Annotated in this window: 26 protein-coding genes; 13 read left to right on the top strand and 13 right to left on the bottom strand. The window is 68.0% G+C overall.

The window, feature by feature from the left end:
* Positions 1-10 precede the first annotated feature (10 nt).
* From AS857_RS06810 to AS857_RS06775, 8 genes are read right to left on the bottom strand one after another with little or no spacing between them, the layout of a single operon-like run.
* Positions 11-1,459: an amino acid permease gene (locus AS857_RS06810; protein WP_058042248.1), complete on the bottom strand. Its 1,449-nt coding sequence runs from the start codon at positions 1,457-1,459 to the stop codon at positions 11-13.
* Positions 1,460-1,475: 16 nt separating this feature from the next.
* A complete protein-coding gene (locus AS857_RS06805) occupies positions 1,476-2,759 on the bottom strand; it encodes an ATP-grasp domain-containing protein (RefSeq protein ID WP_058042247.1) in 1,284 nt (427 codons plus the stop codon).
* A 40-nt stretch (positions 2,760-2,799) separates the two neighbouring features.
* Positions 2,800-3,795, bottom strand: a complete 996-nt coding sequence (locus tag AS857_RS06800) for a hypothetical protein (RefSeq protein WP_144440748.1) — start codon at positions 3,793-3,795, stop codon at positions 2,800-2,802.
* A gap of 52 nt (positions 3,796-3,847) precedes the next feature.
* The gene (locus AS857_RS06795) at positions 3,848-4,147 is read right to left on the bottom strand and encodes a hypothetical protein (RefSeq protein WP_058042245.1); all 300 of its coding nucleotides are present in this window, start codon (positions 4,145-4,147) and stop codon (positions 3,848-3,850) included.
* Positions 4,144-5,880, bottom strand: a complete 1,737-nt coding sequence (locus AS857_RS06790; RefSeq protein WP_058042244.1) for a carbamoyltransferase family protein — start codon at positions 5,878-5,880, stop codon at positions 4,144-4,146. The genes AS857_RS06795 and AS857_RS06790 overlap by 4 nt, the downstream gene beginning before the upstream one ends.
* A gap of 49 nt (positions 5,881-5,929) precedes the next feature.
* Positions 5,930-6,670, bottom strand: a complete 741-nt coding sequence (locus AS857_RS06785; protein WP_058042243.1) for an SDR family oxidoreductase — start codon at positions 6,668-6,670, stop codon at positions 5,930-5,932.
* Positions 6,667-8,028, bottom strand: a complete 1,362-nt coding sequence (locus tag AS857_RS06780; RefSeq protein ID WP_058042242.1) for an aldehyde dehydrogenase family protein — start codon at positions 8,026-8,028, stop codon at positions 6,667-6,669. The genes AS857_RS06785 and AS857_RS06780 overlap by 4 nt, the downstream gene beginning before the upstream one ends.
* Positions 8,029-8,062: 34 nt before the next feature.
* Positions 8,063-8,728: a cyclase family protein gene (locus AS857_RS06775; protein ID WP_245700003.1), complete on the bottom strand. Its 666-nt coding sequence runs from the start codon at positions 8,726-8,728 to the stop codon at positions 8,063-8,065.
* A 258-nt stretch (positions 8,729-8,986) separates the two neighbouring features.
* On the opposite strand from AS857_RS06775, the gene aroF reads away from it, so the two are divergent.
* The 4 genes from aroF to AS857_RS06755 are packed head-to-tail and all read left to right on the top strand — an operon-like array spanning position 8,987 to position 13,717.
* Positions 8,987-10,030: a 3-deoxy-7-phosphoheptulonate synthase gene (gene aroF, locus AS857_RS06770; protein ID WP_245699635.1), complete on the top strand. Its 1,044-nt coding sequence runs from the start codon at positions 8,987-8,989 to the stop codon at positions 10,028-10,030.
* Positions 10,031-10,050: 20 nt separating this feature from the next.
* Entirely contained in the window at positions 10,051-11,148 is a 1,098-nt protein-coding gene (locus AS857_RS06765; RefSeq protein ID WP_058042240.1) for a class I adenylate-forming enzyme family protein, read from the top strand.
* A gap of 1 nt (position 11,149) precedes the next feature.
* Positions 11,150-12,658 carry an isochorismate synthase gene (locus AS857_RS06760; protein WP_058042239.1) on the top strand — a complete coding sequence of 503 codons (1,509 nt, stop codon included), beginning with the start codon at positions 11,150-11,152 and terminating at the stop codon, positions 12,656-12,658.
* A 6-nt stretch (positions 12,659-12,664) separates the two neighbouring features.
* Entirely contained in the window at positions 12,665-13,717 is a 1,053-nt protein-coding gene (locus AS857_RS06755; RefSeq protein WP_058042238.1) for a zinc-binding dehydrogenase, read from the top strand.
* A gap of 58 nt (positions 13,718-13,775) precedes the next feature.
* Here the strand turns inward: AS857_RS06755 and AS857_RS06750 are convergent, their stop codons facing one another.
* The 4 genes from AS857_RS06750 to fabG all read right to left on the bottom strand — a co-directional run bounded on the left by AS857_RS06750 (position 13,776) and on the right by fabG (position 17,565).
* Entirely contained in the window at positions 13,776-14,957 is a 1,182-nt protein-coding gene (locus AS857_RS06750) for a cytochrome P450 family protein (protein WP_058042237.1), read from the bottom strand.
* Entirely contained in the window at positions 14,954-16,141 is a 1,188-nt protein-coding gene (locus AS857_RS06745) for an MAB_1171c family putative transporter (RefSeq protein ID WP_216823952.1), read from the bottom strand. Before AS857_RS06745 ends, AS857_RS06750 begins: the two co-directional genes overlap by 4 nt.
* Positions 16,142-16,176: 35 nt before the next feature.
* Complete coding sequence (locus AS857_RS06740; protein WP_058043951.1) at positions 16,177-16,701, bottom strand: hypothetical protein; 525 nt, start codon at positions 16,699-16,701, stop codon at positions 16,177-16,179.
* A gap of 159 nt (positions 16,702-16,860) precedes the next feature.
* A complete protein-coding gene (gene fabG, locus AS857_RS06735) occupies positions 16,861-17,565 on the bottom strand; it encodes a 3-oxoacyl-ACP reductase FabG (protein ID WP_058042236.1) in 705 nt (234 codons plus the stop codon).
* 271 nt (positions 17,566-17,836) lie between these two features.
* Between fabG and AS857_RS37325 the strand changes: the two genes are divergently transcribed.
* The gene (locus tag AS857_RS37325) at positions 17,837-18,670 is read left to right on the top strand and encodes a helix-turn-helix transcriptional regulator (protein WP_160330194.1); all 834 of its coding nucleotides are present in this window, start codon (positions 17,837-17,839) and stop codon (positions 18,668-18,670) included.
* 28 nt (positions 18,671-18,698) lie between these two features.
* Here AS857_RS37325 and AS857_RS06725 read toward each other — a convergent pair whose 3' ends face one another.
* Positions 18,699-19,154, bottom strand: coding sequence for a helix-turn-helix domain-containing protein (locus AS857_RS06725; protein WP_058042235.1), 456 nt, complete (start codon positions 19,152-19,154; stop codon positions 18,699-18,701).
* Positions 19,155-19,666: 512 nt separating this feature from the next.
* On the opposite strand from AS857_RS06725, the gene AS857_RS06720 reads away from it, so the two are divergent.
* From AS857_RS06720 to AS857_RS06685, 8 genes are all read left to right on the top strand, one after another.
* Positions 19,667-20,710 (top strand): hypothetical protein, encoded by a 1,044-nt coding sequence (locus AS857_RS06720; protein WP_058042234.1) that lies wholly within the window; start codon positions 19,667-19,669, stop codon positions 20,708-20,710.
* A complete protein-coding gene (locus AS857_RS06715) occupies positions 20,710-21,411 on the top strand; it encodes an ATP-binding protein (protein ID WP_058042233.1) in 702 nt (233 codons plus the stop codon). Before AS857_RS06720 ends, AS857_RS06715 begins: the two co-directional genes overlap by 1 nt.
* A 105-nt stretch (positions 21,412-21,516) precedes the next feature.
* Entirely contained in the window at positions 21,517-22,128 is a 612-nt protein-coding gene (locus AS857_RS06710; RefSeq protein WP_058042232.1) for a WhiB family transcriptional regulator, read from the top strand.
* Entirely contained in the window at positions 22,125-23,393 is a 1,269-nt protein-coding gene (locus AS857_RS41125; protein ID WP_063804191.1) for a DUF2637 domain-containing protein, read from the top strand. The genes AS857_RS06710 and AS857_RS41125 overlap by 4 nt, the downstream gene beginning before the upstream one ends.
* 86 nt (positions 23,394-23,479) lie before the next feature.
* A complete protein-coding gene (locus tag AS857_RS06700) occupies positions 23,480-23,671 on the top strand; it encodes a hypothetical protein (protein WP_058042231.1) in 192 nt (63 codons plus the stop codon).
* Positions 23,672-23,765: 94 nt separating this feature from the next.
* Positions 23,766-23,999 (top strand): hypothetical protein, encoded by a 234-nt coding sequence (locus AS857_RS06695; RefSeq protein ID WP_058042230.1) that lies wholly within the window; start codon positions 23,766-23,768, stop codon positions 23,997-23,999.
* A gap of 245 nt (positions 24,000-24,244) precedes the next feature.
* Positions 24,245-24,637 (top strand): plasmid mobilization protein, encoded by a 393-nt coding sequence (locus tag AS857_RS41120; protein ID WP_245699633.1) that lies wholly within the window; start codon positions 24,245-24,247, stop codon positions 24,635-24,637.
* 10 nt (positions 24,638-24,647) lie between these two features.
* The gene (locus tag AS857_RS06685; RefSeq protein ID WP_058042228.1) at positions 24,648-26,378 is read left to right on the top strand and encodes a relaxase/mobilization nuclease domain-containing protein; all 1,731 of its coding nucleotides are present in this window, start codon (positions 24,648-24,650) and stop codon (positions 26,376-26,378) included.
* Positions 26,379-26,385: the final 7 nt, after the last annotated feature.

Genomic DNA, 26,385 nt, shown 5'->3' with positions numbered 1-26,385 from the left:
CCCTGTCCGGTCACCCAGTCCCGGAAGTGATGCGCCGTCGGTGTCGCACCACTCCGAGCGTCAAGAAGAGCGCGGTCAGAGCGCCACTCCCCACGACCTGAGGGCGGCTCTCCTCGTCCACTGCCAACAGACCTATCACCGCGGCCATCGCCATCAATGCCAGAATCGTCAGCCACGGGAATCCCCACACCCGCAACCGCAACCGTTCCGGCGTCGTGCGCTCCAGCTGGCTGCGCAGCCGTAACTGGGTTACGGCTACAGCAATCCAGACCACGAGCCCGATGATGCCCACTGAGTTGAGCAGCCAGAGGAACACCGTGTCGGGCCATTTGAAGTTCAGCAGGACGGAGAAGAAGCCGAACGCCACGGAGACCAGCACAGCATGCCGCGGTACGCCAGTGCGGGAGAGCTTCCGCAATGCCTGTGGCGCTTCACCCCGTTCCGCCAGGGAGTAAATCATCCGCGAGGACGCGTAGAGGTTGGCGTTGAGAGCAGACAACAGCGCGGCCAGCAGGACAACGTTCATGACCTGGGCGGCGCCGGGCACTCCGATGCGTTCGAGGACCGCGACGAAGGGGCTCTTCCCGACCTTGCTGTCGTTCCACGGAAGCACTGTCACCGCGACAGCCATGGAGCCGATGTAGAACAGCAGCAACCGCCAGATAGCACTTCGCATTGCGCTGCCCAGTGCGCGTACGGGGTCCGTTGACTCCGCGGCTGCGAGCGTGACGATTTCAATGCCGCCGAACGAGAAGATGACGATGAGCAGGCCGGAAACAACGCCGCTCCAGCCGTGCGGGAGAAAGCCACCGTGTTGCGTCAGGTTGTTGAACCCGATGGCCTTCTCCCCCGGCAACGCCCCGGCAACCGCCAGGGTGCCCAGGATGAGGAACCCGATGATCGCCCCTACCTTGAGCACCGCCAGCCAGAATTCGAATTCGCCGAAGGTACCGACCGCAGCGAGATTGGCCACTGTGAGCGCGGCCATGAACAGCAGCACCCACACCCAGGTGTCCACACCTGGCAGCCAGCCGTTCACGATCACCGCAGCACCCATGGCTTCGATGGCGATCACCACGACCATAAGGCTCCAGTAGAGCCAGCCGATGGTGAACCCCGCCCAGCTGCCCCAGGCGCGCTCAGCGTGTGTGGAGAATGATCCCGACGCCGGCAGGGCGACCGACATCTCTCCCATCATGCGCATGATCAGCACGGTCAGCAGGGCGGCCAGGACAAAGCTGACGAGCACGCCCGGTCCCGCGACGGCAATGGCGGCCCCCGAGCCCACGAAGAGTCCGGCGCCGATCGCTCCGCCGAGACCGATCATGGTCATGTGCCGCTGCCGGAGCCTGGCCGGCAGCCCGGCACCGGGGGCAGCACTTCCCGAACCGGCCGCGGGAGGAGTAGCCGAGCGGTCCGGCGATGATGCTTCCGGCAGCTTCTGTATCGGACTCGACATGGCTGTTTCCCGGAGGTCAGTTGGTATAGACGGGCTTCAGGGCCTTTTCGGCGCCTTCCAACGCGGAGAGGACGTCTTCACGGGACTCTCCCTTGGCGAGCACAAGGGCAAAGCACGACACGGGGTTCTCCGGATACTTGATCACCACGTGATCGCCCGGCTTGGCCATCCAGCGCAGCCCGATGATTCCGGGGACGGCCTCGGCTTCGGCAATGCCTTCGAAGCCGGCTATTTCGCCGGTGCGGTCGGCAAGCAGCGGAGTAAAGCCAGCGGGTGTCGGTTGCGGCTTCACAGTGAAGTCCACCGGTTCGCCGAGCACTGCCCTCAGGTACTCCCGCGGCCCCCATACCCCAGTCGACTCCCGGATCGACTCCTGAACGAAGGCAGTGGTGCCGCCCAGGCGCCCGTTCACCTCGATGATCTTCGGCCCCTCATCCGTCAGCCGCAGCTCGACGTGCGCCCCGCCGACGCTTGCGCCCAGTGCCTTCAGGGCTGCCACAGAGGTCTCGACGATCCGCATCTGATCAGCCTCGGGGAGAGCCGACGGCGTCGCATAAGCACCCTCGATGAAGTGCGGTTCGGCGAAGGGGTACGGCTTGTCGTGAATAGCCATAGGGCGGAACTCGCCTCCGCCGTAAACCAGGTCCACAGCGAACTCGTCGCCCGATACGTATTCCTGTATCAGCACCCCCTGCGCCTGCGGGTAGGCGTAGATGTGAGCGACGTTGGGAACCGAGTACTCGCCCTCAGTGAAGGACTCCGGTTCGTACAGCCCGATGATGTTCTCGAAGGCTGCCTTCAGCTCTGCCGCGTTCTCGACCTTTGTCACGCCCTGGCTTGCACCACTGGCCTGGGGCTTGAGGACCAAAGGAAAGCCGAGCTCTGCCGCGACGGCCTCGGCCTGGGAGAAGGTGGTGACGACCTTGGTCTGGGGAGTGAGCACACCGGCTTCGGCGAGAACCTGCCCCGTCACGTACTTGTCACGCATGGCCCGTACGGCTTCCGGGGAATTACCCGGAAGGCCGAGCTCGGCGGAGACCCTGGCAGCCACATGAAGTGCGCCCTCATGGAAGGTGGCGACCGCGTCCACCTTGCCGCCATCGGCAACATAACTACGGACTGCGGCGAGGACGGATTCCTCATCCATCTCGTCGACCGCCAGGTGGACGTCGTACAGGCTGTCGTCCGCCGGCGGCACGGCCGCTGCGAGAACCACTTCCAGACCCAGCTCGTGCGGTGTCTTCAGCAGGTCGGGGTTGAGCGAGGAGGCGATCATCAACAGTGTGCGGGTTTCAGGCATATTTGCTCCTATTTATTCTGTCGTCAAAGGGTGTGTTGAGCTACAGCCGACCGCGGATGTGCAGTGCCTGCGGCAGGAGATCAAGTGCGCGTCTGCACGCTGCGCCGTCCTCGCCCACAGCGGTGGCCAACGCCAGTGGTGTGGCAGCGCAAGTGCCGCCGTGGGCCCGGACGATCATGCCCGGTTTGGCGGAGAGTTGAACTTCCCAGATTCCACCCGGAAGTGTCGATGTCTCCAGCCGCAGTTCATCGAGTGTGAGATCGGTTTGCGGGTAGAAGAACCGCACTCCTGCGGCCCCGCAACGGCGCGGTGCGAGATCAGGCTCGACGCCCACGGCCAGGTCAGCCCAGGCGAGAGCGAAGTCTGTACCAGTGGCCAGCGAGCCGGCACGCAGCAAGAGGTCGGATCCCAGCAGGCCCCTCACCCCCACGCCGACAGCCCGCCTGCCATAGATCCGGAACTCGGAGGCGGTGACCCCCTCCTCGATGTCAAACCTCCGGTGCATGGCCCACAGCGAATCGACCACCCCGCTGCTGTTGAGAAGGGGATCCGCCGCATCCACGACATAACCGGAATCCGTCATGGCGCCGGCTTCCTGTTCCGGGCGAGCGACGAATAGGGGCGATAGTCGCCCGTGCCGGATCACCGAGACGGCCAGTGCCGTCAGTTCGGATTGGTGGACGGAGGCCGGTGGGACAGGCTCCACAGCCTGTCCCACGCGGCATCGCATGACGGTCAGTAAAGACCCTGCAGGAAGGCCGGCCCTCTCCGCGAGGGAGACTGCCTGTTCCACTCTGTCCTCTTGAAAGGTGGACACCCCCGCCAGGGTGGCCGTGCCGCTGAGCTGATCGCCAACGCTGCCGCTCGCCAGGGACAGCAGGCGGTACCGGCGCTCGATGGAACGTCGGGCCCAGCCGTCGTACTCACCCGGTTCCCCACCTACCAGCAGGAGCTCCGGCCGCGGATCATCAAGGCGCCTGTTCAAGGCGGGCAAGGCGTCTCGGCATTCGTGATGTGCGAGAGCTCGTGAACTCATGCGAGGTCCTCCTTGAATCAATCGCGGCCGACGTCGTGTCACTGCTCCAGTCCTACGACAGGGCCGCTGTACGACCGTCAACGGTCCGCTTGCCCGTCGACCGGCGCCGGTCCTCAAGCGTCCGTACCGACAGCGTGGTGGCGACTACACAGGCCCGCATTGCCCCGAGAGCTTCCTGGGCCAGCTCCACCGGCTTGCCACCATCGGCGTCGCGTTCGGCTTCCTCGGCTGCCACGGCGATCAGTGCGGCGCCTTCGACTGCGGCAACGATGGCGTAGTCCAGGGGATTGCTCTGGTCTGTCGTGTCGAGCAGTTCCGCGAGCACTTCGTCGAGCAGTCGCTTCGTCGTCATGCCAGCGGCTGCCGGCTCGGGTGCCGGTCCGGGAGCTCGCGGCCAGTCTTGGTCAGCAGGAGATCGCCGATGTAAAGGTGATCGAGCTCTGTGTTCAGGAACGTCCTGACCGCGTCCTGAGGCGTCTCCACGATGGGTTCACCGGCGTCGTTGTACGAGGTGTTCAGGACCACCGGCACACCTGTGAGCTCGGCGAAGTGCGAGATCAGCTCGTGGTAGCGGGGATTGACGTCTGCCTCGACAGTCTGAACGCGAGCTGTTCCGTCCACGTGTGTGATGGCGGGCACCTCGGCGCGACGACGCTCCAGGACATCAGGTACGAGCAGCATGAAGGGGCTGTCACCGCGCATGTCGAACCACTTGTCTGCCTCCTCACGGAGGACAGAGGGGGCGAACGGCCGGAAGACCTCGCGGTGCTTGACAACCTCGTTCAAGTAGTCGCGGACCTGCGGATGGCGCGGATCGGCGAGCATGCTGCGGTGTCCGAGCGCTCGCGGTCCGATCTCCGAACCACCCTGGAACCAGCCGACCAGGCGATGCTCGGCCAGCAGCTTCGCGACCTCAGCGACCGTCGCCTTGCGCGACTCGACCTTGTCTCCAGCCGCTTGCACGGCCTGCGCGATCTCCTGCTCGGAATAGACACGGCCCGTCGCGCCCGAGCGCAGGGCGTGCCGCTCGGTGCCGCCCGCGATCGCGTAGTAGCCGTAGTAGGCGGCGCCGATGGCAATGCCGGCATCCCCCGCAGGCGGCAGTATGTACACCTCGTCGAAGGGTCCTTCCGCAACGATCCGCTGATTGGCGACGGAGTTGAGGGCAACCCCACCGGTGATGCAGAGCTTGCTGCGTCCGGTCACCTCATGGGCGTGGCGGGCGAGTTGCAGCATGGCTTCCTCGGTCTCGTCCTGGACCTTGAAGGCCAGGTCCTTGGCGAACTGGTGCTTCCAGGCATCCTTCTGCTTGGGGTCGAACCCCACGCCGTCGGAGGCGAGCCAGGACGCCCACGCCTTCTCGAGATCCTCGGTGCGTGCTTCGACGTTGCCTCCCTTGACCGTGAGCAGGTTCTCCCACTCCGGATGGGGCCGGCCGTAGGGCGCCAGTCCCATGGTCTTGCCCGCTTCGGTGTAGCCGCCGCAGCCGAAGTCACCGAACGTGGGGTGTCCCCAGCGGGTGACGAATCCGAGCTTCGCGGTGAAGAAGCTGTAGAAGAGGCCCAGCCCGACCTCGCTCCAGTCCTCCGGGTAGGTCTCGGAGTGGGCGCGCCGTAGGGACGTGCCCTCCCCATCGAAGATGGTGTGCTTCTCGATCCGGCCGGTGCCGGGCACCTTGCTGCCGACTCCGTCGACGACCAGGACTGCGGCCTCGTCAAAGGGTGAAGCCAGGTAACCGGCGTACGCATGGGCCAGGTGGTGCGACGGCATCGGCAGGCTGTGGATCTTGCTCTTGTCGCGGATGGGCAGTTCGCGCAGGATGCGTTCCTCGGCTTCGTCGCCCAAGGGACGGTTGCCCACGACCAGGTCCACGTCGTCGATACCGATCCCGGCCGCGTCGAGGCAGTACGTGACTGCCTTCATCGGCAGCACCTTGGACAGCTTCTCGAAGTGCCCGTGGATGATGAAGCCCTCGGAGTGCTTGAGCCGGTCGAGCCTCTCCTCTTCGACCGCGACGATGACGCGTCCGTCCTTGAGCAGGCAAGCGGCCCGGTCGTGGCTCAGGTTGATGCCCAGTACGTACATGTGCACAGTCTCCGAATCGTTTGCGGTGACGCGATCTGCTGATGCGTCCTCAGATGAAGTGGCGGCCCGCGTCGACGACGAGGGTCTGTCCGGACACGGCCGATCCGGGGCCGAGCAGGAAGGCGGCGGTTTCCGCGATTTCCCTGGGGTCGACGAGTCGGCGCAGCGCGGTGGCGCCGATGATGCCGTCGAGCACGGGCCCGTCAAGCGAGGAGGTCATCGCCGACTCCACCGGCCCCGGTGCTATGGCGTTGACCCGAATCCCGTAACGGCCGAGGTCACGGGCCGCGCTACGGGTGAGGCCGAGCAGCCCGGCCTTGCTCGCGGCGTACTGCGGCCCGAACGCGCCGCCCGTCAGTGCTGCGACGCTCGAGATGTTCACGACCGACCCGCCCTGCTTGCGCAGCGCCGGCAGGAGCAGTTGGAGCAGGCGGAAAGGGCTGGTGAGGTTGAGGTGCAGTGCCCGTTCCCATGCGTCCGGGGTGATCTCGTCAAAGGGCTGAGGGCGTGCTCCTCCGGCGTTGTTGACCAGCCCGTCGAGCGAGGGCCAGCGTCGTAGTACCTCGGAAGCCAGTCGGTCGGCCCCGTCCGGCTCGGCCAGGTCCACGGCGACGGAGAACGCCTCACGGCCCCTCTTCTCGGCCTCCTTGAGGAGCAAGTCGATCGGCGAGGAGTTACTGCGGTACTGCAGGGCCAGATCGGCGCCGAGACCGAGGAACGTGTGGGCCATCGCCTTGCCGAGGTCTCCAGACGCCCCGGTGATCAGTACGCGTTTGCCTTCGAGGGTCATTCCGCTGTCCTTTTGGTGGAGACGGCGAAGCCGCGTGCTTCTCGGAGGAACTGTCCGAGGTATCCGTCGTGCGGCAGATACGGATCCGCCCACCAGCCCGTGACCTTGCCGTGGATGACTGTCCGGACCGTGGGGGCGTCCAGTGCTTCGGCCACCAGCACGTCGTTCTCCGTGAGCAGGGTCAGTGCCAAGGAGTCGTCCAGCGGACCGAGCCCCTCGCCCGCGCGCCACGGCGCGACCCAGACGCAGGGGAAGGGGAGTTCCGTTCGCAGTCCAGGGTGGTCGGATCTGTCCACCCACATCACAGCCGGGCGCAGGACGGCGGCGTCACCGTCGATGACCGGTGTCGGATCGCCGGCGTAATGCCGCTCCGCCACGTCCGCCGCTCCCTGCGCGGCTGCGACGAGCGCGGATCGAAGCGCCCGCGCTTCTTTCACGGGACGAGCCGGAAGCTCCGCACCGGGGTCCGTCACGGGGAGCAGCGGGAGCGCGGCCAGTCGCTCCGCCAGAGCATCGGCCAGGGCCTGCTGGTCGCCCGATGTGAAGATGGCCGTGGCGTTGGTGCAGCGGACACCGCCGTCGTCGGCGATCTCGGCGACGAGGTAGTCCAGGATGTCGTCATCCAGCGGGACGTCCACCAGGATCTTGCTGCGGCCGGGCCCACGCACCAAAACTCGGTCATTGCCACGCATGCGGGCGACCGTCGCCTCGCTTCCGTAGACGAGCGCCAGGTCAGCGGCTGCGACCAGCGCGTCCGCTGCGGCGTGGGAGCCCGGCAGCAGGCTCAGCCGACCAGCGTGTAGGCCGGCCTCCAGCAGTGCCCTTGCCAGTCGTAGCGGCGTGATGGGATCGCGCGCGCCCGGACGCACCGCGACGCCATAGCCAAGGGCGATGGCCTGCAACCAGGCGATGTGAGTGCCTGGGTGGTTGCTGGGCGCCACGACCGCGAGTACCGATCCGCGGCGTGCCCATCGGGCGGGGCGGCCGGGTCCGGTACCCGCGGGTCGTTGTTCCTCGGTCACGTCCGCGAGCAGCCCGCACTCCTCCGCCAAGCGCTCCGCGGTGCGACGGGCGACCGCTATGGGCACCCCGGAGGCCAGTGCCTGCAGCCGGAAGTACTCCTCCGGGGTCTGCCCGCCGAGCGTTGCCCTGGCGAACAGCCGACCCGCCTGGGCCAGCACCGCGGCGATTTCGCCCGGGGGCGTGTCGGGTGCTGTGCGCATAGCCTTCACTGCCAGCCGATTCACGACCGCGGGGGCTTCGTGGAGCGTTCCCAGCGGTGCACCGGTCACGGCGTGCAGGACACGTGTGTCGCGGGAAGTGCCCTCGCTGCCCTGCCGGAGTATGGGGATAAACAAAGGAGCTCCTTGTCGGCGCAGCCTCGATGGGGGGTCAGAGGGGCCAGCCCTCGAACACCACCGCGCGAACCGGGGCCGCCTCGACTCCCGCGATCTTGACCGGCAGCGCCATGAGGTGGGCGACCGGCACACTGATCTGATCGAGGTTCTGGATGTTCTCCAGGATGGGGATGCCGGCGGCGAGCAGGCTCCGATGCACCTGACCACTGCGGTCGTCGGGGCGTTCGGTGATGCAGTCCATGCCGACGAGCACGGCGCCGTTGTCCGCGGCCCACTGTGCCGCCGAGACCGTGAGGTAGGGCGGCTTGTCCCAGTAATCCTCGCGCCCCAGGTAGCGGTTGGGGTGGTCGGTTCGGATCAGCAGCCGGTCCCCGGGCTGCCAGAACTCGTGCAGCGCCTTTTCCAGGTCCTCCCCCGTGACCGGGTCCAGATCGCGCTTGTGTGACAGGTCGGCGATGCAGACGCGCCCCACGAAGGTCTCCAAGGGGACCTCGTCGATCTTCTCGCGGTCCTCGTAGAAGTGGTAACCGGACTCCACATGGGAGCCGTTGTGCGGAAAGATCTGCAGGTCGGAGAAGGTACGCCCGCCCTTGGCCGGGTCGGTCTCCGGCGTCATGGCCCGACGCACTCCGAACTTCGGGTACCACGGCGCGTCGTACGACGGCATGCCCTCGTACCAACCCTGACTGATGTCGATCATCTTCACGACATACCTCCACGCTCGCTGGGGCTCGTTCGCTCTCTCCGTCCGGGGGAGCACAGCGATTTGAGCACCATTAACGTGAGTTGACAACCCCCATTGACATGGCTGCTGTCGTCAATGGAGGATCGCACCGATCGCTAGAGCTCCGTCGAGGCGCACTGAGGCCAAGCCGCCCGGTGGCATCCGCCCGCACGATGAGCAGGACGTGCAACCCCGCGCATGACAGCCCTCTGGAAGGCATCCATGATCGTGGTAATGAGCCCGCAGGCGACGCGGGAGCAGACCGAAGTCGCCGACGCACTACTCAGGAACGCTGGCTTGACTCCCGTGGCCGGGCACGTGGCAGGCGCCACAGTGCTCGTCACCGAAGGAGCCGGCACACCGGAGCTGGCCTCGGCTGCGACGAGAGCGACGGGCGTCGAACGGGTGGTGACGGTCCCCGGAGCCCAGCGCCTGACCAGCCGTCTGTTCCGCCCGGAGGACACCCGGGTCACCGTGGGCGGCCCGGACGGGCCGGTGGTCGGCGGAGACGGATTCGTGGTGATCGCGGGGCCCTGCGCGGTGGAGACACCACTCCAGATGACAACCGTGGTGAATGCAGTTGCCGACGCCGGTGCCACGGTGCTGCGCGGCGGGGCGTTCAAGCCCCGCACGTCGCCTTACAGCTTCCAGGGGCTGGGGGTCGCCGGCCTGGCGCTGCTCGCTGAACAGCGAGGGCGCACCGGCCTACCCGTGGTCACCGAAGTCGTCACACCGGACGACGTGGAACGTGTCGCTGAGGAAAGCGACATGCTCCAGATCGGCACACGGAACATGCAGAACTTCGCGCTGCTGCGCGAGGCCGGCGCATCCGGACGGCCTGTCCTGCTCAAACGCGGCATGGCAGCCACGATCGAGGAATGGCTGCTCGCGGCCGAGTACCTCATACACATGGGCAATGAAGGCGTGGTGCTCTGCGAGCGTGGCATCCGCTCCTACGAACGCAGCACCCGATTCACGCTCGACCTCAGCGCGGTGGCCGAGGCGAAGCGCCTCACCCACCTCCCGGTGATCGTCGACCCCAGCCACAGCACCGGACAGCCCCATCTCGTGGGTCCTATGTCCCTGGCCGCCGCCGCGTGCGGCGCCGACGGACTGCTGATCGACGTCCACACCAACGCACAGGCCGCACTGTGCGACGGAGCCCAGGCTCTCAGCGGCGCACAGTTCGCCGAGCTCATGGACCAGCTCAAGCCGGTCGTGGAAGCCGTCGGGCGCACGCTGACGCAGCCTCGATCCCACCACCTCACCCAGGTCTGACTACACCTCTGGAGGAAGAGATGTCCAAGGACGTCCCCGTCCCGTTCACCGCAGACCTCTCGCCCGATGAGTTCGTACAGGCCGCCATGGAGTGGCACTTCTCGCCGGACACCGGCTCTCCGTTCTGGGTCAAACGCGCCGCGGAGTTGCCGTTCGACCCCCTGCGTGACATCCGTACCTGGGCAGACCTCGACCTGTTCCCCGACGTCAGCGAGGAGTGGCGGGACGTTCCGGTCGACACCCTGGTGCCCGTCGGCATCGACAAGAACGACTGGGACTTTCGGGTCTTCGACAGCGGCGGCACCACCGGACGGCCCAAGCGCATCGTGGAGTCGCGTTCACGGCGCGAAGGCGTCCAGTGGGTGAGCACTGTCCTGGACGAGCACAAGGTCCCCGGCGTGGGTGACGGGCACTGGCTGCACATCGGACCCACAGGACCTCACATCGTGGGCCGATCCATCGGCCTGCTGGCCCAGCTGCGGCAAACCTTCTGTCACTACATCGACTTCGACCCGCGCTGGGTCAAGCAGCGGGCGAAACAGCAACAGACCAATGACGTGGCACAGTATGTGCAGCACGTCCTGGACCAAGCCCTGGACGTGCTGCGCACCCAGCCTGTTTCCGTGCTCTTCGCCACCCCGCCGATCCTCGAGGCCATCTCTGACCGGGACGACATACTCGACCTGGTCCAGAACCGTGTACGCGGCATCATCTGGGCCGGCACCAGCATCAGCCCCGAGACCCTTCACGTCCTGGAAACGGAGCTCTTCCCCAACGCCGCGGTCGTCGGCCTCTACGGCAACACCATGATGGGCATCGCCCCACAGCGTCCCGGGGCCGTGGGACCGGACGGACAACCCTGCGTCTTCATTCCGCATTACCCCTACAGCCGGGTGCGGCTGGTCGACCCGGAAGAGACGACGCGGGACGTGGCATACGGCGAACGGGGACAGGCCCGCATCAGCTTGATCTCGCGCGACCTGCTGCTGCCCTGGACCCTGGAGCGCGACTCGGCGCTGTGCATCGAGCCCACCTCCGCGTACCCGCAAGACGGCGTGGCCGACGTCCGCCCCCTGACATCCGGCAACGCCCCGTCCGTGGTCGAAGGAGTGTACTGAGATGTCTGCGCATCTTTCCGTCCCCGGGCTGTCGCTCCGCCCTGTGTCGGGCGAGCAACTGCTCGACGAAGCCTCCCGCGACGAGCTGCTTGCGATGTGTCGACAGGCCGCCGCAGCAGCGCGCCAACGAAAGCTTCCTGTACTCGTCAGCTGGGCCGCCCCGTTGCCGCACGTTGACCCGGCCGCTCTCTGGAGCCGTGCACGCGAGTCCGCCGACCGCTCCCTGTACTGGCAGTCGGGATGGGACCGCAGCTCGCTCGTCGCCATCGGTGCGGCGCATGATCTGACCGGCCACGGTGAGGATCGCATCCGCTCCGTCGCCGCGTCATGGGAGGAGCTGGTCCAAGAACCGGTGGCCGGAGGCAGCGGTATCGGGCTGCCAACCGGACAGGGGCCCGTGCTCGTGGGTGGATTCTCCTTCGCTCCCTCCACCACACCGGGCGCCACCGCCTTACCCGACGCCCTGATGTGGGTTCCCGCCCTTCAGGTGCGCAGTTCCGCCACGGTACCGGGCACCACCGGCACAACAGCACCGGATGAGCTGCGGCTCAATGCTGTGATGTTCCCGGGCGGAGAACCCGAGCAGATCGCCAAGGACCTTGTCCATCTGGCCGAACTGTGCCTGCTGCCGGAGTCCGCCGCCCCTCGTGCCGACGGCGTGTGGCGCCAACAACACGGGTCACTCCTCGACCGCCAGGAACTCCCCTCCCCCGAGCGGTGGAAGGACCTGGTGGGCCGGGCCGTCGGCCGCATACGCAACGGCGCCTTCGAGAAGGTGGTCCTCGCCCGAGAACTGCGCGTGACCGCCGATGGTCCGTTCGACGTCCCCGCCGCGGTGGAAAGCATGCGAAGCACCTACCCCGACGCCACCGTGTTCGCGGTCGAGCACGACAGGCACGCCTTCGTCGGCGCCACACCCGAATATCTCGTGCGGCTCACAGACGGCACCGCGCACGCCCTCGGGCTGGCCGGCACGGCGCCTCGTGGTGCAACTGCCCAGGTCGATGCCGAACTCGAGGCCCAGCTCAGGAATAGCGCCAAGATCCGGCACGAGCATGACGTCGTGGTGCGCATGCTCCGCGATGCCCTGCACCCCACATGTGCGCACGTCGAAGCAAGCCCCGAGCCCACGGTGCTCAAGCTGGCCAACGTCCAGCACCTGGCCACCGTAGTCGAAGGACGCGGCGTCCAGCCTGACCTGGGGATCCTCCAGTTCGTCGAACGCCTCCACCCCACTCCCGCGCTCGGCGGGTACCCACGCGAACAGTCGCTGGACTGGCTGGCGCACAACGAGGGCCTCGAGCGGGGGTGGTACGCGGGCACGATCGGCTGGACTGATGGCTCAGGGCAGGGTGAGTTCGCGGTCGCCATTCGCTGTGCGCTGATCCACGACAACATCGCTTCCCTTTATGCAGGTTGCGGCATTGTTGCCGACTCCGACCCGGAAGAGGAATACGCGGAAACCTGCGCGAAACTGCTCCCGATGCTCCACGCTCTCGGAATCGAGTGATCTCCAATGCTAGCTGCCGTCTATCACGGGCAACGCGACGTCCGAGTCCAGGAATGGGCCGACCCATCACCACCCGGAGCACACGACATCCAGCTGGAGGTCTTGCGCGCCAGCATCTGCGGGACCGACGTAGACGAATTTATCTCCGGCCCGCACCTGGTGCCCCTCACCGTCCCGCATCGTGCCAGTGGCCACGTCGGCCCGCTGGCGCTCGGCCACGAGATCGTCGGGCGGGTGGCGGCCGTGGGGGCCGACGTCGAACATTTCACGGTTGGGGACTTGGTGGTGCCTGGCTCGGGCGTCTCCTGTGGGACGTGCCGGTGGTGCCATGCCGGACGGACCAACCTCTGCGCCCGTTACTACACGGTGGGGTTGCACGTGGACGGCGGCCTCGCCGAGCGCGTGAACGTTCCCGCGAGGATCAGCCGGCCTGTCGGGAACTGTCCAGAGGACGTCGCGATCATGGCTCAGCCGCTGGCCGTCGCCCTGCACGCGGTGCGCGGCACCGGAGCCGAACGCGGCACAAGCATCGCGGTGATCGGGCTCGGTGGGATTGGCTCGCTGGTCGTGGCAGCCTGCACCGCGCGCGGCATCGACACGATCGGCGTCGACGTCTCGACGGCTCGGCTGGAGGTCGCCGCGCGGATGGGCGCCTCTCTGCTCATCGATGCGTCCCAGGAGGATGCCGCTGCCGCGATTCGGCGCGCGACGGGCGGCGACGGTGCCGACATCGTCATCGAAACCTCCGGCACCCCGAAGGGACTCGATGCTGCCATGACCGCGGTGAGCCGCGGCGGTCACATCCGGCTCGTTGGCCTGCACCGCGATCCGTCGCCCCTGAACCTGACCCGGCTCGTCCTTGACGAGATCCGGATGTCGACCTCGAAGGTACACATCTGCGACCAGGACTTGCCCGAGGCGCTCGCGCTACTCGAGGATCACCCGCACATCGCCGCCGGGACCCTCGACGCAGTCATCGACCTCAAGGACGTGGTGTCGTCCGGGTTGCTACGGATGGCTGCCGGTGAAGCGGTCGGCAAGGTCGTCGTCAAACCGTGACAGTGCCGCGGTAAGAACACGGCAAGGCCGCGTCAGACCCCGGGCATGAGGCGCCGGGCTACAGCGTGAGCGCCGGCAAGGACTCCAGACCTCGCATGAGTCGCGTGTGTCGCCACCGAAACTCTCTGGACGGCACCGCGAGACGAAGTTCAGGGAATCGGGTCAGGAGTGCGTGGAGGGCGATCTCCGCCTCGGCCAGGGCGAGCGACGCGCCGAGGCATCGGTGGATGCCGTGTCCGAAGGCCAGGTGTCCCCTGGCATCACGGTCGATGTCGAGGCGGTCGGGGGTCGGGTACTGGGCGGGGTCTCGGTTGGCGGCTCCGGGCGAGATGAGCACCGGGACTTCGGCGGGGATCTCGGTCTCGCCGAGGGTGAGTGCCTGGGTGCTGTACCGGAAGGTGGCGATGCCCACGGGCGAGTCGTAGCGCAGCAGCTCGCCCAGCATGCTGCTGATCCGACCGGGGTTGGCGCGGACGCGGTCGAGGAGCTCGGGGTGCTGGAGGAGCGCGAGGATAGCGTTGCCGATGAAGTTGGTGGTGGTTTCATGGCCGGCGATGAGCAGGAGGACGGCGAGGGAGACGAGTTCGTCTTCGCTGAGCTGTTCTCCTCCGTCGCGGACGGTGATGAGGTTGCACAGGAGGCTGTCGTCCGGGGCTCGACGTTTAGCCTCGATGAGGTCGGCCATGTAGTCGGCCACGGCGTGGGAAGCGGCGTCGATCCGTTGGGGCTGTCCGGCAGCGAAGAGGTCATTCGACCAGGTGCGGACCTGCGCGCGGTCGGCCTCGGGTACGCCGAGCATCTGGCAGATCACCGTAACCGGCAGCGGGATGGCGAGCCCGGCGACGAGGTCGGCCTCACTGGTCTCCGGAAGGTCGTCGAGGAGCTGGTCGACAGTGTGCTCGATGTACGGGCGCAGGCGGTCGACGGATCCAGTGGTGAACACCTTGGTCACCAGGCGGCGTAGCCGGGTGTGCTGGGGTGGGTCGGTGGCGAGCATGTTGTGCGCGACCGCGGGGTGCAGGTTGCGGTTGGAGGGGCGGCTGGCGAAGAACCGTGCGGTGTCCTTGGACAGTCGCGGGTCGGTGAATGCTGCCTTCGCCTCGGCGTAGCCGGTCACGAGGTAGCTAGGCCTGTCTGCGGAGCCGGTGGTCACCGGGGTCACGGGGGCTGTCGCCCGGAGTTCGTCGTAGAAGGGGTAGGGGTTCTGGAGGAACTCGGGGCAGGACAGCGGGTCGCTCATGGTGTGGGGACGGCTTCCTTTGCGTGTGCGGTCTCATGGGTGGTCGCGCGGACGACGTCGCTGTTGGCGTATGCCTGGGCGACGAGCAGCAGCCACTCGGTTTCGGCCTTGAGGTTGCCATCGCGTTCATCAGTGCCGGGTGCGGGCCGGGCGATGTCGCCGTTCGGCTTCAGGCCGCGGTGCTTGGCTCTGACGGCGTCCTTGAGCACAGCCGCTTCCACCGTGGCATACCCACGGAGGGTGTCGGCTTCACCGAGCTGGGCCAGGGCGTGTCGTGTGGCCTGCTGGACGCGTCCGGAGCGGTAGGCCCGCAGGGTCAGGATGCCGTCGTTGATCTCGATGACACGGCGGTGGAGGAAGAAGTCCGCGTCTTCTTCGGCGACTTCGCCGGAGCTGGTGGGGGTGAGCACGATGTCGGGGCTGACCTCGACGAGCTCGCTCCACAAGGGTGCGAGAGCCTTGAAGGAGCGTGCCTCCCAGCGCTTGCGAGCCAGTTGACTGATGGGCCAGGCCAGTGCCGGCAGAGTCAGTCCGAAGACGACCAGCAGCACGCCGATGGCTGGCGCGGCGACACTGAACGTGCAGCGCACGGGGGTGACGATGCTGGAGCACTGGTAGTTGTGCATGATCAGGCCCAGGTTGAACCCGAAGGACAGCAGGGTGAAGATCTTGTAGCCGCAATACACCAGGGCGGAGGCGCAGCCGACGGACGCCATGCGAAGCCCGATGCGCTGGCTGGGCCTGCGGGAGCGGCAGGACTGCTTCCAGGTCTGGACGAGGAACTCGCCGACCGTGATGCCCAGATAGGTGATGTAGACGAAGACGTAGAGTGCGTAGAGCTGGGGCGAGAACCGGTCCGTTTGCCCGGCGATGAACAGCCCGCTCATCACACAGACCGCGGATGTGAGATAGATCAGCCGCAGGCGGATGCGTCGGCGTGCCGTATCAGGATCGCTGAGCTGGAACATGAACGCCAGCACCGCGGTGGCGGCGGCCAGGCTGGCGCAGTTGCTGACAAGCCGGGAGGCATACGGCACGATCGACTCGATGACGAACCGGTCGGCCGGAGCGTACGCAGCGAAGGCCACCCAGAGTGAGGCGAAGATGGCGACCATGGCGTTCGCGCCCACAGGCCGCCGGTTCGAGCGGCGGCCCCGGACGAACCAGAAGATGGCCGCCAGCATGAGGATGTCCGCAGTGGTGAAGATGAGGCGAGGAGTCACAGGCTTTTGCGCTTCTTCTGGGAGGAGCTGGCGAACAGGGCTTCCCAGCGTTCAGTTCGGTCGTGGGGTCGGCTGGGTGGTAGTTCCCTGCCGCGGTAGATCCGCTGACGGATGACGGTGGCCATCATTTCCGCTTCGCGCTCGTCGTCGTTGCGATAGCTGGTGCGGCCGGACATCCGCTGTACGAGCGTGGGGTTGAGGCCGAGGACCTGGTCCGCGCCGTCACCCAGCGACAGGGTGCCCGGGTGGTCACACAGGACGTGGCCGATTTCGTGGGCGAGGATGTGCATCTGGTGGAGAGCAGAAGTTCCCCGTTCGAAGTACAAGACGTCGGCGGTGGCAGTCTCCACGCGGAGGCCGCACGGAAGGTCGCCAGTGACCGTAGTCTCCATCGGACGGAGCACGATCGGCTTGCCCCGGAGTTCGGCGACGGCGTCGCATAGCTGCTGGGTGCCGAAGCGGTGGGGAAGGTTCAAGCGTTCGAGCCGCTCCGAGCAGTCCATGCGGAGCCGGTCGTCCATGTTCTCCTCCAAGCCCCTCTGCAGGGCCCATCGGCGTCGTTCCGGGCTTCCCGGTCCAGGCACGACGCGTGGGTATTGCACGCCTCGAAGGCGGCGGTCGCCAGCGCTCACCGGCGCGTAACGCGGCCGTGTGGCGCTACCGCTGGTGCCGCTGGTAGGTCAGTGGCCCATGGCGACGCCGCCGTCGACCGGGATCACCGCTCCGGTGATGTAGGCGGCCTCGGGGCTGGCGATGAACTGGACGGCGTGGGCGATCTCTTCGGGTGCGGCTGCGCGGCGCAGGGGGATCTGCTCGAGGATGTGCTGCTTGCGCTCATCCGGCAGGGCGGCGGTCATGTCGGTGTCGGTCAGGCCGGGGGCGACGATGTTGACGGTGATGCCGCGGGAGCCGAGTTCCTTGGCCAGGGAGCGGCCGAATCCGACAAGGCCGGCCTTGGAGGCCGCGTAGTTCGACTGACCCGCCTCGCCGGCGAGGGCGACGGCGGAAGCGATCAGGACGACGCGGCCCTTGCGGGCGCGGAGCATGCCTCGGGCCGCTTGTTTGGCGACGCGGAAGGCTCCGACGAGGTTGGCGTCCAGGACGGCGAGGAAGTCGGCCTCGTCCATGCGTAGGAGCAGGTTGTCCCTGGTGATGCCCGCGTTGGCGACGAGGACCTCGACGGGCCCCTGCTCCTGTTCGATCGCCGCGAAAGCTTGGGCGACCTGGTCCGAGTCTGTGACGTCGCAGCGCACGCCGAACAGTCCCTCCGGCGGCTCGCCGCTGCGATAGGTGACCGCGACCCGGTCCCCCGCGGCCGAGAGCGCGCGGGCAATGGCCAGTCCGATCCCCCGGTTTCCCCCCGTGACAAGAACAGAGCGCGACATTGCAAATTAAACTTTCTCGAATTGAACTTCGGTGGCAGCCGATCGCTCAATGACCAGCCCCTGCATTCTGCACCTCCACAATCGCCACTCGGAGTGGCGACAGTCGGTGTGATGCTACCTGCGTTAGACCATTCGAGGGCTCCTCGTGTGCAAGATCTGTTAACCCCTACCCTCGCCATTACCCCGCCAGTTGGCTCGCGCATCGACCATTCTGGGGGGACGATCAGAAATGACCGCTGCCCTTGCGTACAGAGGGAGGACCGGGAGCACCATGGAAAACGGTGACAGACATCTCAAAGGTGTCAGGTCGTCAGAGAACGAGCTCGGGCAGCTGCTCGTCTCCTGGCGCGAAAGGCTCGACCCGCGGAGGATCCCCGGCATTGATACGCAACGACGCCGCCTGCGATCCGGACTCACTCAGCAGGAGGTGGCCACCCTGACGGGGGTGAGTGTCACCTGGTACCGCAAGCTGGAGAAGGGCGAGCAGGCGGATTTTTCGGACGCCTTCCTGCAGCGGCTGACCATGACGCTGCGTTTGGACGAGACCGAGCGCGGGGTGCTGTTCCAGCTGGCCGTAGGCCGGACGCCCGAGCCGCCCCGCCTGGCCGTGGACACGGCGGTCGACGAGAGCATGCAAGCCCTCCTGGATACCCAGCTCCGGAACCCGGCCTACGTCACCAATCTCTCGTGGGACATCGTCGCGCACAACGATCAGCAGGCGGACTGGTTCCCCTGGATTCCATACGAGCGGAACAGCATGCGGTGGGCCTTCCTCTACCCGGAGGCCCGCGAGCAGCTGGTCAACTGGCGGGACGACTGGGCGGATCCCTTTCTCGCGCAAATCCGGGTGGCCATCGCGCATAACCCGAAGAGTAAGGAGCTGACGAAGCTCCGAGACGACATCCTCGCTGGAAACGCAGAGGCGGCCGAGCTCTGGAAGGAGAACCGGACCCAGGTACATCCTGATGGGGATATCCGGCGCCTGCGCCTTCCTTACCATCAGAGGGAAGAGGTGCCAGTGAGAATCATGGCCCTGGCCCCGTTGCGCAATACGCAGCTGCGCTTCATCGTGCTCATGCGCGATTGGACACCGAGCCGGCCATAAGCCAGCGCAGCGTCTTACCCCGGGCAGGCTACTGGCTGAGATCCAGACCGTGCGTCGACTCACCGTCGGACAGCCCTTCGAGGCTCCGGGCCTGCTCGATGAGCGCCGTGACCATGCTCAGGCTGTTCCCGGACAGCCCCTTCGCGCGCAGGGCGACGCGCCGTACGTCCTGATCGCGCATTGCGGCGACCAGTGCGATCTCGGCTTCCGTCCGCTCCTTCGCTGCCTGGTCGAAGAAGTACCCGGGCTCGACGCCGAAGAAGTCGGCGAGGGCCTTGATCGTCGACATCATCGGGTTCTTCTTCTGCCCGGCGCGCAGCTGCGCGATGGCGCTGGCGGAGATGCCCTTGCCACCGCTCGCGGCAGCCTTGGTGATCGCCTCCGCGACCTCCGCATTGGTGTACGAGCCGCGCCCGGGTGGATGGATCTCCTGGAACAGGTGCTCCAGAAGCTCAGCGAACGTCTTCTCCGAACCGTCTGCCATCTCCGCCCTCCCCTCACCCGGGTCACCGGTCAACTTAGCGATCACCACTCCAGTGTAGCGCCAGCCCGAGGTCGAACACTCCAGTTGGCCACGCGGTGTAACTGGGGTGTAAGTTTTTCACGGCTCGCGACACCGGAGTGTTCCGCCGCTGGTCAGAGGCAGTAGCAACCGCTGGACTGTGGCGGAATGCTGACCGTATGGTGCTGGTCCCCGCGGCCAGGGAGGTCCGGGGAGAAAGGGTGGTTCACTCGGCGCCACGACAGACGCAGATACGAGCTGGCGCCCGAGAGCGGTAACTCTCAGGCGCCAACCACAACGACACTCCCGCCTCTGCAAAGGCGAGGAGGTCACAACCAGAGCCGATCCGGACCCTTTGGACGAGGCATCCCGGACGGCCCCACTCGAAGGAGCGATTCTTACATGCCTGCTCACCAGCAGGAAACCTCGGCAGACCAAGCCGCCGGCCATGGCCTGCGTGCCGAGCGCCTCGCAGCTGACAGGGGCCGCTGATCATGGCGCGCATCCGCACGATCAAACCAGAGGCGTTCGTCTCCGAGTCCCTCGCGGCCTGCACGGTCACCGCCGAGCGGACGTTCTTCGGGCTGCTCACCCAGGCCGACGACCACGGGCGTCACCGCGACCATCCCGCGATCATCGCGGGCAAGCTGTGGCCACTGCGCCCCGAGCACACCCCGCTGGACGTCGAAGACGATCTCCAGCAGCTCGCCAGTGCCGGGCTGATCTGCCGGTACACCGGATGCGACGGCCGCGGGTACCTGCACATCGTGGCCTGGGCGAAGCACCAGAAGATCGACCGGCCCAGCGCTTCCCGGCTGCCGCTGTGCTCCGCCCACGACCAGGACAAGCGGTGCGGTGCCTGCAAGGGTGAGTGCGGCCAAACGCCACGGCCGGATCATGCGCCGGCACCGTCGGTCCGCGTTGTCGAGGACTCGGTGAACTCTCCCCGAGCGCTCGTCGAGCCCTCGACGAATGTTCGACGAGTCCTCGCGAGTCCCGAACAGCCCTCGCCGCCGAAGACCGCCCCCTCCCCAACGCTTGCGGACACCCCGGCACCTTCCGCCGGGCACCCGGAGAGCGCCACCTCCACGGTTGACGAGGAAACCGCAGGTCAAAGCACATTCGACGAAGACTCATCGGACCCTCGTCGAGGACTCGACGAGCCCTCGCCGTCTGGATCTAGGATCTTGGATCCTGGATCCATACCTTCGGGGCGCACCGCGCCCGCGCCCTCGACCGTCTCGGCCAAGACCTTGATCGGCGAGTACGTCGCTGCCTGTGAGCACCGGCCGCCGGAGCGGGTGCTCGGGCACTTGGGGCGGGAGCTGAACCAGCTGCTCGGCGAGGGCATCGCCACCGAGCACCTGCGCGCCGCGTTGGAGCGGCTGCGGGTGAAGGGGCTGAGCCCGAGTGTGCTGCCGAGCCTGGTCAACGAGGTCATGAACGCCACCGCCCGGCAGACGCCCGCTCGGGCAGGTGGCGGGTACACGCCCTGGATGAACCCGGCGGACGACTCGGCGTACGAGGAGGTGCTCTGATGCCCCCTCGCCACCGCGATCCGGCGCCCTTGTCGGCCGCCCCGATCGCCGCCCGCTTCGAGCGGATCTTCGCCGAGCGCGGCATGCCCCCGGGCGGGATGCCGGTCAGCGACACGCCCGAACCGATCCCCGCCCTCGAGCGGGCGCAGAGGCAGATCCCGCGCCTGTACCGGGACGCAGTCGCCGACCACCCCCGGGTGGCCGCCTGGGTGCGCACGATCACCCGCACCGCGGAAGCACCGAACGTCTCCGCACGGCGGCAGGTGACCCACGGCCCGTCGCTGCTGCTGGTCGGCCGGACCGGCCGGGGCAAGACCCATGCCGCGTACGGGGCGATCCGCAGCCTGCTCGGCGCCGGCCTCGACGTGCGCTGGCACGCCACCACCGCCGCCGACCTCTACGCCGAGATGCGCCCGCGCCAGGGCGTCGACCCGGAGTGGATGCTGCGCCGCATCATCCGCATCCCGGTGCTGCTCCTGGACGACCTGGGCGCTGCGAAGTCCTCGGAATGGACCGAGGAACTGACCTACCGGCTGATCAACCAGCGCAGCATCCACCAGCTGCCCACCCTGGTCACCAGCAACCTGCCCATAAGCGACCTCCGGGCACAGATCGGCGACCGGGTCGCGTCCCGCCTGACCGGCATGTGCGAACAGGTGGTCTTCACCGGCCCCGACCGCCGCCGGGACAACGCCGCCTGACTGGCTGCTCCCGGCTCTCGCCGCTTCCTCCTGCATCCTCTTCACCCGAACCCCCGCGCTGAGCGCTGTCCGCACGCGCCCGGGGGGCGAACGGAGCACCTTCCCATGCACGCCCGCACCACCACCGCCACGCCCGCCTCCGACTTCCGGCGGCTCGGTGACCAGTCCTGGCACGACAAGGCCGCCTGCGGCGGCCTCGAACCCGACGTCGCCGACCGGCTGTTCTTCCCCACCTCCCGCGCCCGCAAGGACATCGCCCAGGCCAGGGCGCTGTGCGCCCAGTGCCCTGTCCGCCGGATCTGCCTGGACGCCGCCCTGGAGAGCGAGAGCTTCTACGGCATCCGGGGAGGCCTGACGGAGGACGAACGCCGGCCCCTGCACCACAAGCTCGACTACCGCCTGGACGGGGCCCGCGTCGCCGCCGCACTGCGCGGCCTGGACGTCCACCTCAGCAGCACCGAGCGCGCCGCCGTCGCCCGCCTCGCCTACCTCCACGGCTTCACCGCCGAACAGCTCGCCTGGACTCTGAAGGTCAGTCAGGACTGGGCCACTGACCTGCTGCGCAACGCACACAACGAGATCGAGGACCGCGACCGCTACTGGCACGAGACAGGCGGCAACGACGAGCCTGCCGACGCTGCCACCTCCGGCACCACAGCGGTGCCCGGAAGCCTGAGCCAGATCATCGACCGCCACAGCCTCGGCGAGGCCGCGTGACCCCCACCGGCAACACCACCACGGCGGTCGGCGACTGGGACCGCGCAGCCATCCTCGCTCTCGGCGCCGCCGGATGCGCCCTGTCCTACGACGCACTCCAGCAGATGGCCGTCGCCATCCACATCCGCGGCCTGCTCACCTACCTCTATCCACTGGTCATCGACGGCTTCATCGGCTACGGCGTCCGAGCCCTGATCCTCACCCGCACCGCTCCCTGGCGCGCACGGCTCTACGTGTGGGCCCTGTTCGGCACCGCAACCGCCGCGAGCATCTGGGCCAACGCCCTGCACGCTATCCGGCTCAACCAGCTGCACCACGCCGAAACTGCCGGACTGCGGCTCGGTGACGTCACCGTCGGCGTCCTGTCCACCCTAGCCCCGCTCGCCCTCGCCGGCGCGGTCCACCTCTACATCCTGATCACCCGCCACCAGCCCGCCCGCACCGAGGCGGCGCACGGACCGGTCCGCACGGACCAGCCAGCATGTGCGGACCAGCGGACCGCCCTTGCGGACCGGTCCGCGGACCGAAGCCGTGCGGCAGCTGGTCCGGAGAACACGGTGCGGACCGGTCCGCACCAGGACTACAGCGCCGGACAGACGAGCAGACCCGTCCGCTCGCTCCGGACCACTGCTGCGGACCGGTCCGCCGAGACGGTCCGCCCCCTCAGCGGACCGCGGACCGGGACCCCCGACGGTCTGCTCCCCGAGGCGTCGGCCTCGCACGAAGCCCTTGCCGCCGACCGCGACCAGGCGCTGCCGCACCCCCAGGAACCAGGGACACCCGGTCCGCTGCCCCGGACCGCGTCTGCGGACCGGTCCGCGACGGCATCGGTCCGGGGGCCCGGTCCCCGGACTGCGGACACCCCATCCTCCGGACCGTCGGCGCAGACCGCGGACCGGTCCACGACGGACCAGCGGTCCGCACCTTCCGCGACAGACGAAGAGGTGCGGACCGGTCCGCAGGAGGGTGCGGACCAGCGGACCGGTCCGCAGAACCAGTCCGCTCCCCTCGATGCCACTGCGGACCAGCGGACCGCGGATGCTGCGGACCGACAGAGCGCGGACCGGTCCGCGACCGGGGGCGACGGCGAAGAGCAGGACATCGAAGAACTCCTGCCGATAGCCCGCGCCGCTGTCACACTCCATGGCCGTATCAACCGGACCGTCGTCCGCAGCGGCCTGCGCGAGCACCAGATCCAGGTCAGCAACCAGCGCCTCGGCCTGATCCTCCAGCGCCTGCGCGACGAAGCCGCGCTCGCCGCCTGACCGCCCCACTCGCCCGCCTTCCCGGTGTGCGACGGCCGCAGCCCCCGGCTGCCGCACACCCCACATGCCCGCGAAAGGCCATCGCTGTGCACCACTGCCACCGCTTCCGCTCCATCCAGACTGCCTTCGAACGCGACATCGTCGGCTACGAAAGCCGCGCCGACCGCGCCCCGGCCAGCCCCCTGGGCCGGACCTGCCGCACCAGCGCCCAGACCACCCGCCACGCCATGGCCCGGGCCCTGAACCGGCATCTCCGCCGCTGCCGCGAATGCGGCTGACCAGCACACATACCGCCGCTGACACCACCAAGCGGCCCGACCACACCCGGCCGGGCCGCCGCCCCGCCCCGCACTGCAAGGGAGTTCACCCGCAATGCCCCACTACGTGATGCCCGTACCGAACACCGACCTGGAGGCCGCAGCCTGGGCCGACGTACTCCTGCGCTACGGACTCGTACACGCCATCGTCGAAGGACCGGACGGGCAGTGGCTCGCCCAGATCCGCCCGGAGAGCACCATGTGGCTGCTGCGCGACGCTGACGAAGTCCTGGTCCTAGCCGCCGCACTCCAGCAGCAGGTGCGCGCCGCCGACGGTGAAAAGCGATGACAAACCGCCGCCCCTCCCCGAACTCCTCGGACCCGCAGGTGACATCCAACTCGACCTCAGGCCGAGCAAGTTGGAGTTTTGGATACTCCCCCGCCGGGGGAGTATCCAAAACCGCCTCCGTCCCGGGGGTGGCGGAGGCCGACCGGCGCCAGGGGGCACCGGCCGAAGGGGCTGCTACCGAGGGCGGACCGCAGCCAGGGCAGGGAGAGAATCACGCCTGTCACACCGAGAACTGTGAGCACGCTGTGTCTCAGCAGCCTCGCGTGCGCCACCGCACCCGTCAGCCACGTCAGCGCAACCGCTTCCGCAATGTCCGTCTGAGCGACAGCGAACTCGCCCTCATCTCCGCCGGCGCGAAAGCCGCCGGCATGACCGATGCCGGCTTCCTCGCCCACGCCGGCCTCGCCGCCGCCCGCGATCTGACCACCACCGCAGCCCGCATCGCAGGCGACCGTGAACTGCTCGCCGAACTGTTCGCCGCACGAAGGCACCTCGGCCAGGTCGGCAACAACCTCAACCAGATCGCCAAGATCCTCAACTCCGACGGCCACGCGCCCCAGACCGACGTCGTCCTCAGCGCGGTACGCCGGGCAACCGACCGCCTGCAGGCCGCCACCGTCCGACTCCTCGACCAGTAAGCACCCGAACGTGATCCCCCGAGTCCACAAGCAGGGCAACCGGACCATCGGTCTTCTCTCCTACCTCTACGGCCCCGGCACCCATGAGGAGCACATCGACCCTCACCTGGTCGCCTCCTTCGACGGCGCCGCCCCCGACCCCGGCCGCGACGCGGCCGCCACGCTCAAGGAGCTCCAGCTCCTTCTCGACCAGCCGGTGCAGGCGATCGAGAAGGAGCTGCGGCCGGACAAGCACGTGTGGCACTGCTCGGTCCGCGCGGCTCCCGGCGACCGGATCCTGTCCGACCAGGAGTGGGGGGAGATCGCGCGGCGTGTCGTCGCGGCCACCGGCATCGACGACGGGGACGGTGCCGGATGCCGGTGGGCCGCGGTCCGGCACGCCGACGATCACGTCCACATCATCGCCACCCTGGTGCGCGAGGACGGCCACATGCCCAACCACCACCGCTCGGGCAAACGCGCTCAGGCCGAATGCCGTCTCATCGAAGCCGCCTACGGGCTCACCGCCGTCAACGCCGGCGACGGCACCGCCGCGAAACGGCCCACCAGCGCCGAACGGCACGAGGCCGAACGCCAACGCCGCACGCAGACCCCGCGCGAGGAACTGCGCGAGAGCGTACGGCGCGCGGTGGCCGGTGCCGACACCGAGCAGGAGTTCTTCGACCGCCTCGCCGCAGCCGGCCTGCTCGTACGCACCCGCGCCGCCCCCTCGGGCGACCTGCTCGGTTACACCGTCGCCCTCCCGGGCGACCGCAACGGCCAAGGCGAACCGGTCTTCTACTCAGGGTCGAAGTTGGCGCCCGACCTCTCCCTCCCCCGCATCCGCGAACGCCTTGCCCCCGGAACCAAAGAACCGCTCCCCACAACGGACTTGGGCGAAGGCGACACCGTCCGCTCCCGACCGACCAGCCCAGCCTCGGCCCGCCGCACAGCAACGAGCCCCACCTGGAACGCCGCTCTCCTCCTCGAAGACCAGGGCGACGACGGCGCGGCAGCCGCACAGCTCTCCGCCACCGGAGAGCTTCTCGACGCCCTCGCCAAAACCTCCGCCGTCACCACGCGCGACGAACTGCGGCAGGCGGCACGATCCTTCGAGCGCGCCAGCCGCTCGCACATCCGCGCCCAGCACGCCCAAGCGCGTGCCCTGCGCAGGGCCGCACGGGAAATCGTCTACGCTGGCCCCTCCCTTGGACGCGGCGAAGACGGAGCGGCCACCGCCATGGTGCTCTCCACGCTGCTCTTCGTTGTGGTGGCCGCGGCCCGCTGGCACGCCCAGCACCAGCACGCCCAGCAGGCTGCAGCCGCCCGCCAGGCCGCCGAGCACCTGCGAGCCGCCTACCGCACCGCCGCCCACGCTCCGCTGACCGAACTACGCCACCGAGGCCGACGCCTCCCGCGGGCCACCCGCACCCAGTACGAGACGACCGTGCGCACCGTGCTGCCACACCTCGCGGAGACGGTACTCGCCGAGGGCGGATGGGATGCCCTGGCCGCCACCCTCAATGACGCCGCACGAGCCGGAGCCGACCCCGCCTCCCTCCTCCGCGAAGCCGCCGACCAGCGCGAGCTGTACTCGGCCGACTCCGTCAGCGACGTCCTCGTCTGGCGCATACGCCGCCTCGCCGTCCTTCCCGCCCACACCCCGAAGACCACGACCGCCTCGATGCCGACAGCCACTGCCCGTACCGCACGTCCGGCATCTGCCGACAACCACCGCCGTACAGGGCGGACGAGTCGCTGATGCACAC

Origin of the sequence: Streptomyces roseifaciens (genome assembly GCF_001445655.1) — a bacterium.
GTDB classification, from domain to species: domain Bacteria; phylum Actinomycetota; class Actinomycetes; order Streptomycetales; family Streptomycetaceae; genus Streptomyces; species Streptomyces aureoversilis.
Note: the sequence above shows the minus strand (reverse complement) of the source record. Positions and strands in the feature narration are given on the sequence as shown.

What these genes read in the sequence shown, in the direction of transcription:
- AS857_RS06810 (WP_058042248.1), bottom strand. Translation starts at nt 1,459, where the DNA reads ATGTCGAGTCCGATACAGAAGCTGCCGGAAGCATCATCGCCGGACCGC.
- AS857_RS06805 (WP_058042247.1), bottom strand. Translation starts at nt 2,759, where the DNA reads ATGCCTGAAACCCGCACACTGTTGATGATCGCCTCCTCGCTCAACCCC.
- AS857_RS06800 (WP_144440748.1), bottom strand. Translation starts at nt 3,795, where the DNA reads ATGAGTTCACGAGCTCTCGCACATCACGAATGCCGAGACGCCTTGCCC.
- AS857_RS06795 (WP_058042245.1), bottom strand. Translation starts at nt 4,147, where the DNA reads ATGACGACGAAGCGACTGCTCGACGAAGTGCTCGCGGAACTGCTCGAC.
- AS857_RS06790 (WP_058042244.1), bottom strand. Translation starts at nt 5,880, where the DNA reads ATGTACGTACTGGGCATCAACCTGAGCCACGACCGGGCCGCTTGCCTG.
- AS857_RS06785 (WP_058042243.1), bottom strand. Translation starts at nt 6,670, where the DNA reads ATGACCCTCGAAGGCAAACGCGTACTGATCACCGGGGCGTCTGGAGAC.
- AS857_RS06775 (WP_245700003.1), bottom strand. Translation starts at nt 8,728, where the DNA reads ATGATCGACATCAGTCAGGGTTGGTACGAGGGCATGCCGTCGTACGAC.
- aroF (WP_245699635.1), top strand. Translation starts at nt 8,987, where the DNA reads ATGAGCCCGCAGGCGACGCGGGAGCAGACCGAAGTCGCCGACGCACTA.
- AS857_RS06765 (WP_058042240.1), top strand. Translation starts at nt 10,051, where the DNA reads ATGTCCAAGGACGTCCCCGTCCCGTTCACCGCAGACCTCTCGCCCGAT.
- AS857_RS06760 (WP_058042239.1), top strand. Translation starts at nt 11,150, where the DNA reads ATGTCTGCGCATCTTTCCGTCCCCGGGCTGTCGCTCCGCCCTGTGTCG.
- AS857_RS06755 (WP_058042238.1), top strand. Translation starts at nt 12,665, where the DNA reads ATGCTAGCTGCCGTCTATCACGGGCAACGCGACGTCCGAGTCCAGGAA.
- AS857_RS06750 (WP_058042237.1), bottom strand. Translation starts at nt 14,957, where the DNA reads ATGAGCGACCCGCTGTCCTGCCCCGAGTTCCTCCAGAACCCCTACCCC.
- AS857_RS06745 (WP_216823952.1), bottom strand. Translation starts at nt 16,141, where the DNA reads ATGCTGGCGGCCATCTTCTGGTTCGTCCGGGGCCGCCGCTCGAACCGG.
- AS857_RS06740 (WP_058043951.1), bottom strand. Translation starts at nt 16,701, where the DNA reads ATGGACGACCGGCTCCGCATGGACTGCTCGGAGCGGCTCGAACGCTTG.
- fabG (WP_058042236.1), bottom strand. Translation starts at nt 17,565, where the DNA reads ATGTCGCGCTCTGTTCTTGTCACGGGGGGAAACCGGGGGATCGGACTG.
- AS857_RS37325 (WP_160330194.1), top strand. Translation starts at nt 17,837, where the DNA reads ATGGAAAACGGTGACAGACATCTCAAAGGTGTCAGGTCGTCAGAGAAC.
- AS857_RS06725 (WP_058042235.1), bottom strand. Translation starts at nt 19,154, where the DNA reads ATGGCAGACGGTTCGGAGAAGACGTTCGCTGAGCTTCTGGAGCACCTG.
- AS857_RS06720 (WP_058042234.1), top strand. Translation starts at nt 19,667, where the DNA reads ATGGCGCGCATCCGCACGATCAAACCAGAGGCGTTCGTCTCCGAGTCC.
- AS857_RS06715 (WP_058042233.1), top strand. Translation starts at nt 20,710, where the DNA reads ATGCCCCCTCGCCACCGCGATCCGGCGCCCTTGTCGGCCGCCCCGATC.
- AS857_RS06710 (WP_058042232.1), top strand. Translation starts at nt 21,517, where the DNA reads ATGCACGCCCGCACCACCACCGCCACGCCCGCCTCCGACTTCCGGCGG.
- AS857_RS06695 (WP_058042230.1), top strand. Translation starts at nt 23,766, where the DNA reads ATGCCCCACTACGTGATGCCCGTACCGAACACCGACCTGGAGGCCGCA.